The organism is Pseudomonas sp. GW822-FHT02E03, assembly GCF_058802325.1.
Genome location: NZ_JBXAOA010000016.1, coordinates 38,945 through 52,509 on the forward strand (window position 1 = coordinate 38,945; position 13,565 = coordinate 52,509).

14 protein-coding genes are annotated in these 13,565 nt (G+C 59.3%); 4 read left to right on the top strand and 10 right to left on the bottom strand.

The window, feature by feature from the left end; translation table 11 throughout:
- Nucleotides 1-147: 147 nt before the first annotated feature.
- From AC1RQB_RS14250 to AC1RQB_RS14265, 4 genes are all read left to right on the top strand, one after another.
- Nucleotides 148-1,260, top strand: coding sequence for a fatty acid desaturase family protein (locus tag AC1RQB_RS14250; protein WP_063343345.1), 1,113 nt, complete (start codon nt 148-150; stop codon nt 1,258-1,260).
- A gap of 149 nt (nt 1,261-1,409) precedes the next feature.
- A complete protein-coding gene (locus tag AC1RQB_RS14255; RefSeq protein ID WP_007904516.1) occupies nt 1,410-1,730 on the top strand; it encodes a MocE family 2Fe-2S type ferredoxin in 321 nt (106 codons plus the stop codon).
- A gap of 18 nt (nt 1,731-1,748) precedes the next feature.
- On the top strand, nt 1,749-2,990 hold the full coding sequence (locus AC1RQB_RS14260; RefSeq protein WP_063343346.1) for an NAD(P)/FAD-dependent oxidoreductase: 1,242 nt from the start codon (nt 1,749-1,751) through the stop codon (nt 2,988-2,990).
- Nucleotide 2,991: 1 nt separating this feature from the next.
- Complete coding sequence (locus AC1RQB_RS14265) at nt 2,992-3,840, top strand: sugar phosphate isomerase/epimerase family protein (protein ID WP_063343347.1); 849 nt, start codon at nt 2,992-2,994, stop codon at nt 3,838-3,840.
- A 121-nt stretch (nt 3,841-3,961) separates the two neighbouring features.
- On the opposite strand, the gene AC1RQB_RS14270 is transcribed toward AC1RQB_RS14265, so the two are convergent.
- The 10 genes from AC1RQB_RS14270 to AC1RQB_RS14315 form a co-directional block, all read right to left on the bottom strand.
- Nucleotides 3,962-4,870, bottom strand: coding sequence for a MurR/RpiR family transcriptional regulator (locus AC1RQB_RS14270; protein ID WP_063343348.1), 909 nt, complete (start codon nt 4,868-4,870; stop codon nt 3,962-3,964).
- Between the two features lie 126 nt (nt 4,871-4,996).
- On the bottom strand, nt 4,997-5,761 hold the full coding sequence (locus AC1RQB_RS14275; RefSeq protein WP_007904480.1) for an ABC transporter ATP-binding protein: 765 nt from the start codon (nt 5,759-5,761) through the stop codon (nt 4,997-4,999).
- 18 nt (nt 5,762-5,779) lie between these two features.
- Nucleotides 5,780-6,892 (bottom strand): succinylglutamate desuccinylase/aspartoacylase family protein, encoded by a 1,113-nt coding sequence (locus AC1RQB_RS14280; protein ID WP_063343349.1) that lies wholly within the window; start codon nt 6,890-6,892, stop codon nt 5,780-5,782.
- A gap of 9 nt (nt 6,893-6,901) precedes the next feature.
- Nucleotides 6,902-7,600, bottom strand: a complete 699-nt coding sequence (locus tag AC1RQB_RS14285) for an ABC transporter permease (RefSeq protein ID WP_007904476.1) — start codon at nt 7,598-7,600, stop codon at nt 6,902-6,904.
- 12 nt (nt 7,601-7,612) lie between these two features.
- Entirely contained in the window at nt 7,613-8,302 is a 690-nt protein-coding gene (locus AC1RQB_RS14290; protein ID WP_032830789.1) for an ABC transporter permease, read from the bottom strand.
- A 104-nt stretch (nt 8,303-8,406) separates the two neighbouring features.
- On the bottom strand, nt 8,407-9,183 hold the full coding sequence (locus tag AC1RQB_RS14295; protein WP_063343350.1) for an ABC transporter substrate-binding protein: 777 nt from the start codon (nt 9,181-9,183) through the stop codon (nt 8,407-8,409).
- Between the two features lie 381 nt (nt 9,184-9,564).
- Nucleotides 9,565-10,395 carry an alpha/beta fold hydrolase gene (locus tag AC1RQB_RS14300; protein WP_008011081.1) on the bottom strand — a complete coding sequence of 277 codons (831 nt, stop codon included), beginning with the start codon at nt 10,393-10,395 and terminating at the stop codon, nt 9,565-9,567.
- 248 nt (nt 10,396-10,643) lie between these two features.
- Nucleotides 10,644-11,612 (bottom strand): MBL fold metallo-hydrolase, encoded by a 969-nt coding sequence (locus tag AC1RQB_RS14305; protein WP_063343351.1) that lies wholly within the window; start codon nt 11,610-11,612, stop codon nt 10,644-10,646.
- A gap of 50 nt (nt 11,613-11,662) precedes the next feature.
- Entirely contained in the window at nt 11,663-12,865 is a 1,203-nt protein-coding gene (locus tag AC1RQB_RS14310; protein ID WP_063343952.1) for an NAD(P)/FAD-dependent oxidoreductase, read from the bottom strand.
- Between the two features lie 243 nt (nt 12,866-13,108).
- Entirely contained in the window at nt 13,109-13,501 is a 393-nt protein-coding gene (locus tag AC1RQB_RS14315) for a response regulator transcription factor (RefSeq protein WP_081235317.1), read from the bottom strand.
- Nucleotides 13,502-13,565: the final 64 nt, after the last annotated feature.

The window sequence follows — 13,565 nt, forward strand, 5'->3', positions numbered from 1 at the left end:
TCAAGCTTCAATGGGCCTGGATGATAGCTTGATAGGGAATGTATTCAAGGGCTTGAGGGTGATTTCTGCGCTCTCTATATTTTCCCCAGCGATGTGATCCCGCGTCGAAAAGTGCCTAAAACAATCAAGCTTGCGGAGAACAATAAAATGCCTGAACAAAACGCAGCCTTTGAAAACCCCGGTAAACCCAAGCCTCGGGATTATCGATTGACCGGCCCCGAAGCCGCCCGAGCGGCGCAAAAAGGCCTGGTATCGGCAAGCTGGTATCAATCCCCCATTTCTCGTAAACGCATGAAGGAATTGATGCAGCGCCGCGATGGCCCGGCCTTGCTGGATACCGCGATCTGGCTGTCGGCGATGGTCGTGACCGGGTTCGGTGGCTACTGGTTCTGGGGCTCCTGGGCCTGCGTTCCGTTCTTCTTCGTCTACGGGCTGCTCTATGGCACGGCGTCCAATGCCCGTTGGCACGAAGCGGGTCACGGTACGGCGTTCAAGACCCGCTGGATGAATGATGCGATCTATCAGTTGTCGAGCTTCATGTTCATGTTCGAACCCCAAGTCTGGCGCTGGAGCCATGCACGGCACCACACCGACACCGTGATCGTCGGCCGCGATCCAGAGATTGTCGAACCACGTCCGCCAAGCCTGATCAATATGGTGCTGAGCCTGTTCAGAATGCCTTACGCGTTGAACACGATGTGGTCAGTCTGCAAGCACGCGGTAGGGCGGATGGGTGAAGAAGAGCAGACGTTCATCCCCGAGTCCGAGTGGCCCAAGGTTGTGAGGGACGCACGCGTCTGGCTAGCGATTTATGCGCTCACCGTGGGTACTGCGGTTTATCTGCAGAGCTGGTTGCCGCTGATGTTTATCGGCCTGCCGACCCTCTATGGCGGTTGGCTGTCCTACCTGTTCGGCCTGTCGCAGCATGTCGGCCTGGCTGAGGACGTACTCGATCACCGCAGCAACTGCCGCACGATTTATATGGGCCCGGTGCTGCGCTTCATGTACCTCAACATGAACTATCACCTTGAGCATCACATGTATCCGATGGTGCCGTTTCACGCGCTGGCACAACTTCACGAGGAGATCCGCCGTGACTGCCCGCCGCCTTACACCAGCCTGTTCGAGGCCTTCAAGGAAATCATCCCGACCATCTGGAAGCAGCGCAAAGACCCGACTTATTTCGTCAGTCGCCCTTTGCCACAAAGCACCAAACCCGCCGCAACCGTCCGGGCACAACCTGAAGCAATGCCGGGCTGACATCCAATAGGCACAACCCCTGTGGGAGCGGGCTTGCTCGCGAAGACGGCGTCACAGTCAACATCGATGTCGCCTGATACACCGCTTTCGCGAGCAAGCCCGCTCCCACATGACACCTTCCTGTGTGTACCACTACAAGAGAAAACGCCATGACCGATCAATGGATCGATGTATGTGCCGTGGACGATATCGACGATGAAGATGTCATTCGTTTCGACCATGGCCAGCACACCTATGCCGTCTACCGCTCCGCTAACAGCGAGTTTTTCGCCACCGCGGGCCTTTGCACCCACGAGTCCATCCACTTGGCTGATGGTTTGGTGATGGACCATGTTGTCGAGTGCCCCAAGCACAACGGGCGTTTCGACTACCGCTCCGGCAAAGCCCTTGGCGCACCGGTGTGCGTCAATCTCAAGACCTATGAAGTCCGGGTCGAGGCGGGGCGTGTGCTGCTCGCCATCACGGTTTAACTGCACGGAGTCTGTGCCATGAATCCTGCCAATGCTCCACTGGTCATCGTTGGCGCCGGGCATGCGGGTGGCCGTGCGGCCCTGACCCTGCGCGGCGAAGGTTATAGCGGTCGCCTGATTCTGATAGGCGACGAGTCCCACGCGCCCTATGAACGTCCGCCGCTGTCCAAGGGGCTGTTGCAGGGCACGGTCGAGCTGGCGGGTTACAGCCTGTGCGATACCGCTCAGCTCGCCGAACTGGGCATCGAACACCTGGCCGGCAACCCGGTGAAATGCCTGGATCCGCAGCAGCATCGCCTGCAACTGGCCGACGGCAGCTGGCTGCATTACGCCCGGCTGTTATTGGCGACGGGAGGGCGCTCGCGCAGACTCGCCTCGGTGCCCGAGCACCTGCTCAATGTGCTTTATCTGCGTACCCATGACGAGGCGCTGGCACTGCGCGCTTCGTTGCAACCTGACACCCGGGTGGTGATCATCGGTGGCGGCTTCATCGGGCTCGAAGTCGCCGCCACCGCCCGGGCCTTGGGTTGCACCGTGACCTTGCTCGAGGCCGGTCCGCGCTTGGCGGGGCGGGTATTGCCGGAGCAACTGTCCAGTGTCCTGCTGGAACTGCATCGCAGTCGGGGCGTGGATGTCCGGCTGAATGTGGCGATTGAGGCGGTGCAGGGCACTACTCATGTTGAGTCCGTGCAACTGGTCGACGGCGAGTTGCTGCCCTGTGACTTGGTGGTGGTGGGCATCGGCATGCAACCCAACACTGAGCTGGCCGCGGCCGCAGGACTTGAGGTCGGCCAGGGCATTCGCGTCGATGCCCAACTGCGCACCAGCGCGCCGGACATCTTTGCGGCGGGCGATGTCTGTGAATTTCGTCTCCACCCGCAAGGCGTTTTCCAGCGTCAGGAAACCTGGCGCAACGCCGAGACCCAAGGTCGTCACGCCGCCCTGAATCTGTTGGGCGGCGAGCTGCCCTTCGAGGTCATTCCCGGTTTTTGGTCCGATCAATACGACTGGGGACTGCAGACCGTGGGCGTGATCGCAAACACACAACCCACGGCGAGCCGGACAACCCCGGGTGGCGGATTCCTGTTGTTCTACCTCGATGCCGAGCAATGTTTGCAAGGCGCTTGCGGCTGGGGGCAGGGGAACAGCATCGCCAAGGACATCAAGCTGTGCGAACGGCTGATCGCTCACCGTAACCTCCTTTCGGTAGACGCTCTGGCCGACGCCGATGTACCGCTCAAACAACTGCTGAGGAACTGACATGCGTGAATTCCTGGTCTTTCAGTCCCAGTGGGCCATGCAAGATCACCGCGGCCAATGCGACCTTCCCCTGGAAGCGCAAGTGGAGAAAATCGCCGCCGCCGGCTTCGATGGGATCACCGACCATTTCTGGGTCGCGCCACATGCCGCACGCCTGCATGCCGCCGCCAAGGCGCAAGGCCTGCAAATCGAAGGGCAGGTGTTCCCCCGCACCGTGGATGATCTGGCGGCAGCGATCGACGTCGCGGCCCGCTACGGCTGCCACCACCTCACGCTGCAAGCAGACGTGCGGCCGCGCACGTTAAAGCAAGCTATCGAACTGATCGAAGGCTGGCAGCGTCTGGCCGAGCAGGTGGACTTTCCCGTTCTGCTGGAAACCCACCGTTATCGCCTCACCAATGACCTGTTGTTCACCCTCGACATTCTCGAGGAAATGCCGAATCTCAAACTGTTGGCCGACCTGTCCCACTATGTCGTAGGCCGCGAACTGCCAGAGCCGGCCACTGCCGAGGACGACGAACAGATCCACACCATCCTGCGCCACAGTTGGGGTTTTCATGGTCGTGTCGCCAACGGCGAACAGGTCCAGGTGCCCCTGAGCTTCGCCCAGCATCGACCCTGGCTGGAACGTTTCCTGGGCTGGTGGCGCTATGGAATAGAGGATTGGCTGGCCCGACCGAACACGCCCGACAGCCTGTCCTTCACCTGTGAACTCGGCCCGCCACCCTATGCCATCACCGGTGCCGATGGACACGACATCACCGATCGCTGGGCCGAGGCGCTGATGCTTAAGGAGGTGATACGTGAGGTTTGGGATGATTGTCGGGCGGGGTCAAATGATGGGGGGTGATTTAATGCAGATTTGCCGTCAAGCTATCTACGGAACCCGAGGCAATTCAGCATGTGGGTAGCGAAGAAAACATCTCCAGACCACTCCCACACGGGTCTATCAGGTAAAAACCAGAACGGAATCATTTTTTCGGTGGTTTACCGCTGGCAGGGATGTGCAGGTACGACATCACGCTTTCAGTCAGTTCGGTTGCCAGTTTGACCGCTTCTTTATTGCGCGCCATCACGCCGGCGACCAAGCCTTCGATCAAGGCTAGCACCGCGATGTTGGAGCTGGTCAGCACCGGGTGATCGCAGGGCGCAAACAGCGTGTGCTCGGCAATGCCGGTGAGCGGCGAAGCGGGGGAGTCGGTAATGGCCAGCACCGATGCGCCACGTTCATTGGCGAAGCGTGCCAGTTGCAGGGTGTCGAGGGAGTAGCGCGGCAGGGAGATCGCCAGCAGCACGTCCTGGTCGGTGATTGCGGCCAGACGGTAAGCGGCGTTTTCGTTGCCACCTTCCATGCTGATGGCCGTGGCGTCCGCACAAAAGGGCATCAGGGTCGAGGCGGCGAGGCCGGCGAAGTAAACACTGTTGCCGAACCCCAGAATGTAGATTTTGCGTGCCGTGGTCAGGCGAGTGACGAAGGCTTCAAAGGTGTCGGCGTGGTTGTTGCTCGTCGCCGTGGTCAGGTTGCTGCTGGCGCTCTGGAGTTGCTCATGCAGGCCAAACGCGCCGCCCGGGCGATGGGCAAGTTCGTTGCGCAGTTTGTCGACCGGCGACACCATCTGCTGCAACGTTGCGACCAGCTCGGCCTTCATGCCGCTGTAGCCACCGAGGTCCAGCGCTTTGGCCAGGCGGTTGACGGCGGCGGGTGAGGTCAATGTTTCGTGAGCCATCTCCTCGATGGTCAGCGTTGCGGCCTTGAGCGGGTGACGCAGGATAAAGTCCGCGACCTTGCGCAGTGACGGCGGCAGTTCGGAAACGATTTCCGTCAGTTTGCGCATGACCGGCGCGGCATAGACAGTGGTGTCTTTCGATGGGGTTGGCATATCCAGCTCAACATTTCCTGAAGGTGAAAGAAGGGCTGTGCCTGATGCCCTGACAAGGTTGGCTGGAGTGTATCCCAAGCCTGCCTTGTCAGGGCAGCGCCGAGCCGTGGAGGGTGGGCGGCGGTCTTACTTCAAACTCCCGGACAGAAACTGCTGGAGGCGTTCGGACTGCGGGTTGACCAGCACCTCACTCGGGTCGCCACGCTCTTCGACAACGCCCTTGTGCAGGAACACCAGTTGGTTCGACACCTCGCGGGCAAAGCCCATTTCGTGAGTCACCACCACCATGGTGCGGCCTTCCTGCGCCAGATCCTGCATGACTTTAAGCACCTCGCCGACCAGTTCGGGGTCGAGCGCCGACGTCGGCTCATCAAACAGCATCACTTGCGGCTCCATCGCCAGTGCGCGGGCAATGGCCACGCGCTGCTGCTCGCCACCGGACATATGCGCCGGCCAGGCATTCATGCGGTGGGCTACCCCGACTTTATCAAGGTAGTGCTCGGCCTTTTCCCGTGCCTCTTTCTTGCCCAGGCCCTGCACATGCACCGGGGCTTCCATGACGTTTTCCAGAGCGCTCATGTGTGACCAGAGGTTGAAGTGTTGAAACACCATCGATAGCTGTGAGCGCATGCGTTGCAACTGCTTGGGTTCGGCCGCCTTCAGCCCGCCAAGCTTGTTGGCTACCAGCTTGAGCGGTTCGCCATTGAGTACGATATTGCCCGCATTGGGTTGCTCCAGCAGGTTGATGCAGCGCAGGAACGTACTTTTGCCAGAGCCGCTGGAACCGATGATGCTGATCACGTCACCGGCCTGTGCTTGCAGGGACACGCCCTTGAGCACCTGGTGCGCGCCGTAGCTTTTATGCAGGTCTTGAACTTCGAGTTTGTACATGGTTTTAACTCTCTGGCATCAGTCGCTGAGCAAGCGACCCTGGCGAATGGGGGTAGAACCGGCAACTTTGGCCAGCCACAATCCAGGCTGGGCATAGCGCAGCCGTTCGCGGGCATAGAGAATGCCGTCGGTGCTGGCGCTCACCACGCTATGGCGGTCGGTCAGCGGGTCGATGACCTCGAAGAGCGGATCGCCGACCCTGACCTGCGCGCCCAGCGGTTGCAGAAAACTCACCACACCCGGATGGGGCGCACAGGCGTACTGCGCGCCGGCGAATGGCATGGCCTGGCAATGACTCGGCGGTGCCGCTGGCCAGTCACCGCTGATCAGCCCTTGTTCGGCCAGATAACCGAGAATGGCTTGTGCACTGTCGACGCATTGCCCGCGCTCGGTGTCTGCCATGCCACGCAATTCGATGGTGGTGGCCATGCACGCCAGGGGAATATTGGCTTCAGGAAACCGCTCGGCCAGGCGTAACCACGCAATTGCGCAGGCTTCGTCGAAGGCACTGCCGCCCGCATCTTCGGCCAACAACGTGACCCCGGCGCCGAGGCGAGCGGCCAGTGACTGCAAGCGTGGCCAGTGTTGCGGCATCGCATACAACAACATGATCGATTCGAAATCGCAGTGCAGGTCCAGCACCACATCGGCGTCACAGGCATGCTGCAGCAACAAGCGACGCAGGCCGTCGAGTTCCGAGGTCGGTGCTGGCATGGCGGCGAGGGCATCGCCCATGGCGCGGCGGATGAGTGCGACGTTGGCGTCGGCATCGTCTCCCAATTGGCCTTCCAACAGGGGTGCGACGGCATCGACCAACTCCGGGAACTCGCGATTGAAGTTCTTGCCGCTGGAGAACTCAAAGCGCCCCTGATGGGTGGCCTGGAACATCTGGGCGATACCGATCGGATTGGCCATTGGCACCAACTCGATCACCCCGCTCAGGCGGCCTTGTGTTTCCAGTTCCAGAAGACGGCGCTTGAGCTCGACGGCGACGCGCATCCCCGGCAACTCGTCGGCATGCAATGACGCCTGGATGTACGCTTTGCGTGCTCCACTGCCAAAACGAAACAGCGTCAGCGTGCGTTCGGTGCCCGATGCACTCCACGGCAAGCGGTATTGAATGTGCTCCATAACAGCTCCTTAGTACTTGCGCGGTGCCAGATACGCCAGCCAATGGCGCTCGGCCAACTTGAACAGGCGCACCAGAATGAAGGTCAGGGCGAGGTAGATGAGGCCAGCGGTGATAAACGCCTCGAACGGTAGATAGAACCGTGAGCTGACAGTCCGCGCGGCTCCGGTGATGTCGACGAGGGTGACGATGGAGGCCAGGCTGGTGGTTTGCAGCATCATCAGCACTTCGTTGCTGTACTGCGGCAATGCCCGGCGCAAGGCCGACGGCATGAGAATGCGGCGATACAGGGTCAGGCGTGACATGCCCATGGCCTTGGCGGCTTCGATCTCGCCATGGGGGGTGGATTTCAAACTGCCGGCCAGCAACTCGGCGCTATAGGCACTGGTGTTGATCGCGAAGGCCAGGCAGGCGCAAAAGGTGGCGCTGGAGAGGTAAGGCCAGAGCACGCTTTGGCGTACTGCTTCGAACTGCGCAAGGCCGTAATAGATCAGGAACAGTTGCACCAGCATCGGCGTGCCGCGAATCACGTAGGTATAGAGCCAGGCCGGGAAGTTGATCAGCGGTGATCGCGACACCCGCATCAGCGCCAGTGGAATCGCCAGTACCAAACCCAGGGCCAGGGAAATGAACAGGACTTTGAGGGTCAACAAGGCGCCATTGAAGTACAGCGGCAGGTTTTCCCAGATCAGGTTGTAGTCGAGAATCATGGGCGGTTCCCCTCACAATTCGGCGGCTTTGATGCCGACCGAGTAGTGTTTTTCCAGATAGCGCAGCACCAGCAAGGACAGGCTGGTGAGCATCAGATACAGCGCGGCAACCGCGAGGAAAAACGTGAATGGCTCGTGTGTGGCATCCGCTGCGTTCTTGGCTTTGAACATCATGTCCTGCAAGCCGATCACCGAGATCAGCGCGGTGGATTTGGTCAGTACCAACCAATTGTTGGTGAACCCGGGAATGGCGAAACGAATCATCTGCGGTACCAGAATTCGCCAGAACACCTGCGCACCGCCCATGCCATAGGCCACGCCGGCCTCGGCCTGACCTTTGGGGATCGCCATGAAGGCGCCGCGAAAGGTTTCCGAGAGGTAGGCGCCAAAAATGAAGCCCATGGTGCAGACGCCGGCGATAAAGGGGTTGATGTCGATATAGCGGGTGTAACCGAGCGCCAGGGCAATGCGGTTCACCAGATCCTGGCCACCGTAGAAAATCAGCAGGATCAGCACCAGGTCTGGAATACCGCGAATCAGGGTGGTGTAACTTTCCCCGAGCACGGCCAGCCATTTGAGTGGTGACAATCGGAATGCCGCGCCGATCAGCCCCAGGGCAATTGCCAGGGACATGGACGTCAAGGCCAGGTTTATGGTCAGCCAGGCGCCATCGAGAATGCTCGATCCGTAGCCGTGGAGCATCATGAAGTTCCTCAAGCAAGCGCCGCGAGGCGCGCAAGACAAACCCCGACAGACGCCTGCAATGGGCCGTCGCCGGGTCTTGGGTCAGGGGGCAGAGGTAAGGCTTACTCGCCGTAGATATCGAACGCGAAGTACTTGGCCATTACTTGCTGGTACTTGCCATTGGCGCGAATGGCGTCAATCGCGGCACTCAGGCGCGCAACGTTGGCACTGTCGCCTTTGCGCACGGCGATCCCGGCACCCCGGCCAAAATACTTCGGATCGTTGATGTCGGGCCCTGTCAGTGCGAAGCCCTGGCCAGCCGGTGTCTTGATGAAGCTCTCATCGGTGTTGACGATGTCGGCGAGGGTGGCGTCCAGACGACCCGAGGCAAGATCGAGGAAGGCTTCATTTTGTGAGGAGTAGCGCACCACGACGACGCCGGCTTTTTCCAGTTGCTCGGTGGCAAAGCGATCGTAAGTCGAGGAGCGCTGCACGCCGATTTTCTTACCCTTGAGGTCCACCAAAGGGTCATTGATCAGGTTGCCGGCCTTCATCGCGAACTTGCCCGGTGTGTGGTAGTACTTTTTGCTGAAGTCCACGGACTTCATCCGGTCTTCCGTGATCGACATCGACGACAGCACGGCATCGATCTTGCGCACTTTGAGCGACGGGATCATGCCGTCGAACTCCTGAATGACCCACTCGCATTTGACCTTCATTTCTTCGCACAAGGCGTTGCCGATGTCGTAATCGAATCCGCTGACGTTGCCCTCTGGTGTCTTGAAAGAGAAGGGAGGGTAGGCGGCTTCGATACCGATACGCAGGCTGTCTTCGTCGGCATGTGCCAGGAAGCTGAAAGCGCATAGCGCCAGAGCACCTAGAAGTTCTGTCTTGTTCATATTGTTGACTCCTTGGAGGGCATTTGGGGGGACGGGTGCCCGCCATCCGGGTTGGCGCGGCGGATCAGTCCTGTGATCGGCGAGACTATAAATGACACAATAAAAATCAATATGCAATGCTTGTGAAAATTATCATGTCAGTTCGTGGCATGGCAAAGCGCAACAGTGCCCGGTTGGCGCGGGCACTGGTGACCGGTTGTGTGGGGGATCACAAAGATTGTTCCGGGGGGAGGCGAATGACCGTTTTTTGCTGTGGATTCAACCGGTCGATGCAACAGATTGGCTAAATCTTTCAGCGGGTGTTTCGTCGTTCAGGGTTTTCCAGCGCCAACCATTTCAGACGCCGCGACGGCGATCAGATCGCCGTCACGAGGTTAGTGCTCAACCGCGAATGAACGCCAGCAAATCGGCGTTGATCTGATCCGCGTTGGTCGTCGGCATACCGTGGGGAAAGCCCGGGTACGTCTTGAGGGTGGAATGCTTCAATAGTTTGGCCGAAAGCGGCGCAGAGTCGGCAATCGGCACAATCTGATCATCCTCTCCATGCATGACCAGTGTGGGCACCTGAATCGCCTTCAGGTCTTCGGTGAAGTCGGTCTCGGAAAACGCTTTGATGCAGTCGTAATGAGCTTTTGCACCGCCCATCATGCCTTGACGCCACCAGTTGTCGATTACGCCTTGTGAAACCTTCGCCCCGGGTCGATTGAAACCGTAGAACGGTCCCGATGGTACGTCCAGGTAAAACTGCGCGCGGCTGGCGGCCAGTGCCGAACGGAACCCGTCGAACACTTCCAGAGGTAAACCGCCGGGGTTCTTCTCTGACTTAACCATGATGGGGGGAACCGCGCTGATCAGTACGGCCTTGGCAACGCGTCCCGGTTTGGCTCGAGCGGCGTAGCGCGCTACTTCACCACCACCGGTCGAATGGCCGACATGGATCGCACCTTTAAGGTCGAGCGCATCGGTCAGTTCGATGACATCGGCGGTGTAGGTGTCCATTTCGTTGCCCACCCAGGTTTGGGTCGAGCGGCCGTGACCGCGGCGGTCGTGCGCGATCACCCGATAGCCTTTGAGCAAGAAAAACATCATCTGGTTGTCCCAGTCGTCCGCGCTCAATGGCCAGCCGTGGTGAAAGACGATGGGCGTCGCGTCTTTCGGACCCCAATCCTTGAAGAAAATCTCGGTGCCGTCTTTGGTCGTAATAGAGTTCATAGCGCGCATCTCCTTGTGATCTGGTTTGTGTCGGGTTGTAGAGGGCTTGTCAGCGGCCTGCGTCAACCCGGAAAAACTGGAAAGTGGAACCAACAAACTGGCGGCCACTACTGCTGAACTTGTCAATATGGCGCGACGCTGGAGATCTATCTCCCGATTGGAGTCGTTCATTGAAGGTCTCTCGATCATGTGTTGTTGCTCAGGGAGATTCGCGCCTCCGTGAACGCAGGCGCAAACCCGACAAGCGATCAGTAGTCCCAGAAACCTGCAACCCAGCGAAAGGCGTCACCGTCCACTGCCACTCGGCCAACGGAGGGGAAGGGCAGATGAGTCGCCACGAACAGCTCACCGCTAGCCGCCGCCTCTTGCAACAGGCGGACACGAACGCGAACCGACTCCTCAGGATCATGTTCAAAGCCGTTATGCCAGTCGGGGTGTTCGAAGGCGACCGGGAACAGGGCGTCGCCCGCGAAGGTCAACCGCTCACCGCCGGATGTCACGTAGACCACGCTGTGCCCTGGGGTGTGGCCGCCGGTGAGCTTGACGACCACGCCTGGTGCCACTTCATATTCATCCACGAACGTGCGCACCTTGCTGCGGTATTCGCTAATGAACTGATTGGCCGTTGCCCGCAGCACGTCCGGCACCGGCGACGGCATGGCGGTGAGGGAGAAATCGGGCGACTCCCAGAACGCGACCTCGGTGGCTGAAACGTGGATACGCAGATCCGGACGCAGTTGGCTCTTCACCTCATCGACCAGCAGCCCGCCGATATGGTCCATGTGCATATGGGTAATCACCACGTCGGTCACGGACGAAAGATCGATACCGGCGGCCTTCAGTCGTTTGGGGAACTGCCCGGCCCGCGGAAAGCCGGGGAACTGCCCGCCCAGTCCAGCGTCGACGAGGATGAGCTTGTCGCCGCTGCGCACCACCAGTACGTTCAGCGCCCAATCGAACGCGTCCGGCCCCAGGAACATGTCCTTGAACCAGGCCGCGCGGGCGGCCGGGTCGGCATTGGTGGACATCGTCTCGGTCGGCAGAGGCAGCACTCCATCACTGACCACCAGCACGTCAATCTCGCCGATCCGCAGCGCATAGCGCGAAGGAACCAGCTCCTCGGACACCGTGTTGTGCAAGCTCATGTTTGACTCCTGCTGAGCGTTCCTTTTCTGTGTTCCATCCTTTTGGGAGGGGTGGTTCAACTGCATTGTCATGGTCCTTCTCCTATTGCTTGGGTCACGTCGGGTTCAGGTGGAGGGGGGCTTCAAGCCACAGGAATCATCGGGTCGGCTGCTGCCAGGGCGGCGGCCCGATCAGCTGCCGGCGGGTAGATCCACTGGGTGTTGATCTGCGTCTTGAGCTCCTTGGCCGTTTCCTTGACCAACTTGAGCTGACGATCCCAGCCTTCAGTAAACACCGCGCCCCAGGCGCCCAGATCGAGGCAGGTCACGTACTTGGGCTGACGGTAGGGGGTGGGCGCGACACCGAGCAGGTCCGCAGCGACGTTATTGCCGGCGTGACGGCCTAGAGAAATCGCGTGCTGGCAAGACATTGCGGCGAAGTTGCCGAGGTCGTCGGTGGCGGCGTAGGCGACGTCTCCAGCGGCGTAGACATGCTCCTGGCCGAGCACCTTCAGGTTCTCATCGACGTGCAGGCGCCCCTGGACATCGCGCACGCTGGAAATCTGTTCGGTCAGCGGACTGGCGCGGAAGCCGACGGTCCAGATCACTGTTTGGCTCTCGATGCGGCGACCATCGGCGAGGGTAACGCCGTTGGCGTCCACTGCTGTCACACTGGCGTTGACCACCCATTCAATGCCCAGGTATTCGGACGCTTCGATGATTGATGGACGAATTCCCTCACCCATGGTTGCGCCGATCTGAGGCGCACGGTCGATGATGATCACGCGGATGTCCTGATCGTTACCGAGCAAGGATCGCAGGCGCGCCGGCATCTCGGTGCCGGTCTCGATACCGGTGAAACCGCCACCGGCGACCACCACCGTGTTGCGGGCAACGCTGGAGGGACGGTTCTTGAGGGATTTGAGGTGGTTCTCCAGACGCACCGCGGCTTCGATCTGATCAACGTCGAAGGCGTGGGCGTCAAGGCCTGGCACCGTCGGACGGGATAACTGGCTGCCTGCGGCAAGCACCAGGCGATCATAGGTCAATGTGCTCCACCGGCCAGCCTCATCGCGATAGCCAACAGTCCTTCCAAGGTCATCAATGTGCTCGGCGGTGCCTTTGATGAAACGCACACCTACCGAGTCGAACAACCCATCCAGGGGAGCGAACATTTTGTGCACGTCGCTTTCGTAGAAGCGGGGACGGATGCGCAATTGCGCCTGGGGTGCCAGCAGCGTGATTTCCACGTCGCTACGACTGTGCTTATCCAGTAGGCGGGCGGCGCTCAATGCACTCCACACACCACCGAACCCCGCACCAATAACCAGAATATGCTGTTTCATTAGTTGTTCCTCAAAAAGGTTTTCAATGTTCTTGAAGTTGTTCTTCAAGTTTGGTGGAGCGATACATAGGCACCGAAGTTCCAGGCATCTATGTTGAATGCAGCAGGTCGCCCGCTGTGGATTTATGTTATGGCTGGATTATTTTTGGCGCACTTCTACATCGGTTCAGAAAAACTATACGTCAGGGGTATGGGTATATACGAAGGTTTGTATTGGATGCTAAAGAGAATTTTCAGAACGCTCTCAGTTCTGCTGGAGGAGGGCTGTTTCGATATAGTTCAGAAGCTTATTGGCGTCACAAGGTTTAGGCAGACAGGCAATCAGCGCAGGCGTATTGGTGCCAAGGGGGGGGAGGGCTTCAGGGTAAGCCGTGATGTATATAGTGGGAATGTGAAAGCCCATCGCGACGAGCTGCTTGTGAAGCTCCAAACCGCTCATTCCCGGCATCTGGATATCGGAAATGAGGCAATGTGTTTGGGCGGGGCCGTTCGTGTTGAGAAACTCCAGAGCGCTGCAATAAGTTTGAACTTTGTAACCGCTGGATCGCAGCAAGCTTTCAAGCGCTGTCCGGACCGAGTCATCATCATCGACGATGGCGATAATCATTGAGTTGCGTATTGGTGTGTCTTGCTTCATTTGGGACCCTCGTGACAGCTTTGGCCGTTATTACAACATACGCCGACTTGTAAAGTGTTGAAGT

Bases quoted from the DNA above. Each gene is read 5' to 3' on its own strand.
- AC1RQB_RS14265 (WP_063343347.1), top strand. From the start codon at position 2,992: ATGCGTGAATTCCTGGTCTTTCAGTCCCAGTGGGCCATGCAAGATCAC.
- AC1RQB_RS14300 (WP_008011081.1), bottom strand. From the start codon at position 10,395: ATGAACTCTATTACGACCAAAGACGGCACCGAGATTTTCTTCAAGGAT.
- AC1RQB_RS14305 (WP_063343351.1), bottom strand. From the start codon at position 11,612: ATGACAATGCAGTTGAACCACCCCTCCCAAAAGGATGGAACACAGAAA.
- AC1RQB_RS14250 (WP_063343345.1), top strand. From the start codon at position 148: ATGCCTGAACAAAACGCAGCCTTTGAAAACCCCGGTAAACCCAAGCCT.
- AC1RQB_RS14275 (WP_007904480.1), bottom strand. From the start codon at position 5,761: ATGTACAAACTCGAAGTTCAAGACCTGCATAAAAGCTACGGCGCGCAC.
- AC1RQB_RS14260 (WP_063343346.1), top strand. From the start codon at position 1,749: ATGAATCCTGCCAATGCTCCACTGGTCATCGTTGGCGCCGGGCATGCG.
- AC1RQB_RS14310 (WP_063343952.1), bottom strand. From the start codon at position 12,865: ATGAAACAGCATATTCTGGTTATTGGTGCGGGGTTCGGTGGTGTGTGG.
- AC1RQB_RS14270 (WP_063343348.1), bottom strand. From the start codon at position 4,870: ATGCCAACCCCATCGAAAGACACCACTGTCTATGCCGCGCCGGTCATG.
- AC1RQB_RS14315 (WP_081235317.1), bottom strand. From the start codon at position 13,501: ATGAAGCAAGACACACCAATACGCAACTCAATGATTATCGCCATCGTC.
- AC1RQB_RS14295 (WP_063343350.1), bottom strand. From the start codon at position 9,183: ATGAACAAGACAGAACTTCTAGGTGCTCTGGCGCTATGCGCTTTCAGC.
- AC1RQB_RS14280 (WP_063343349.1), bottom strand. From the start codon at position 6,892: ATGGAGCACATTCAATACCGCTTGCCGTGGAGTGCATCGGGCACCGAA.
- AC1RQB_RS14290 (WP_032830789.1), bottom strand. From the start codon at position 8,302: ATGCTCCACGGCTACGGATCGAGCATTCTCGATGGCGCCTGGCTGACC.
- AC1RQB_RS14285 (WP_007904476.1), bottom strand. From the start codon at position 7,600: ATGATTCTCGACTACAACCTGATCTGGGAAAACCTGCCGCTGTACTTC.
- AC1RQB_RS14255 (WP_007904516.1), top strand. From the start codon at position 1,410: ATGACCGATCAATGGATCGATGTATGTGCCGTGGACGATATCGACGAT.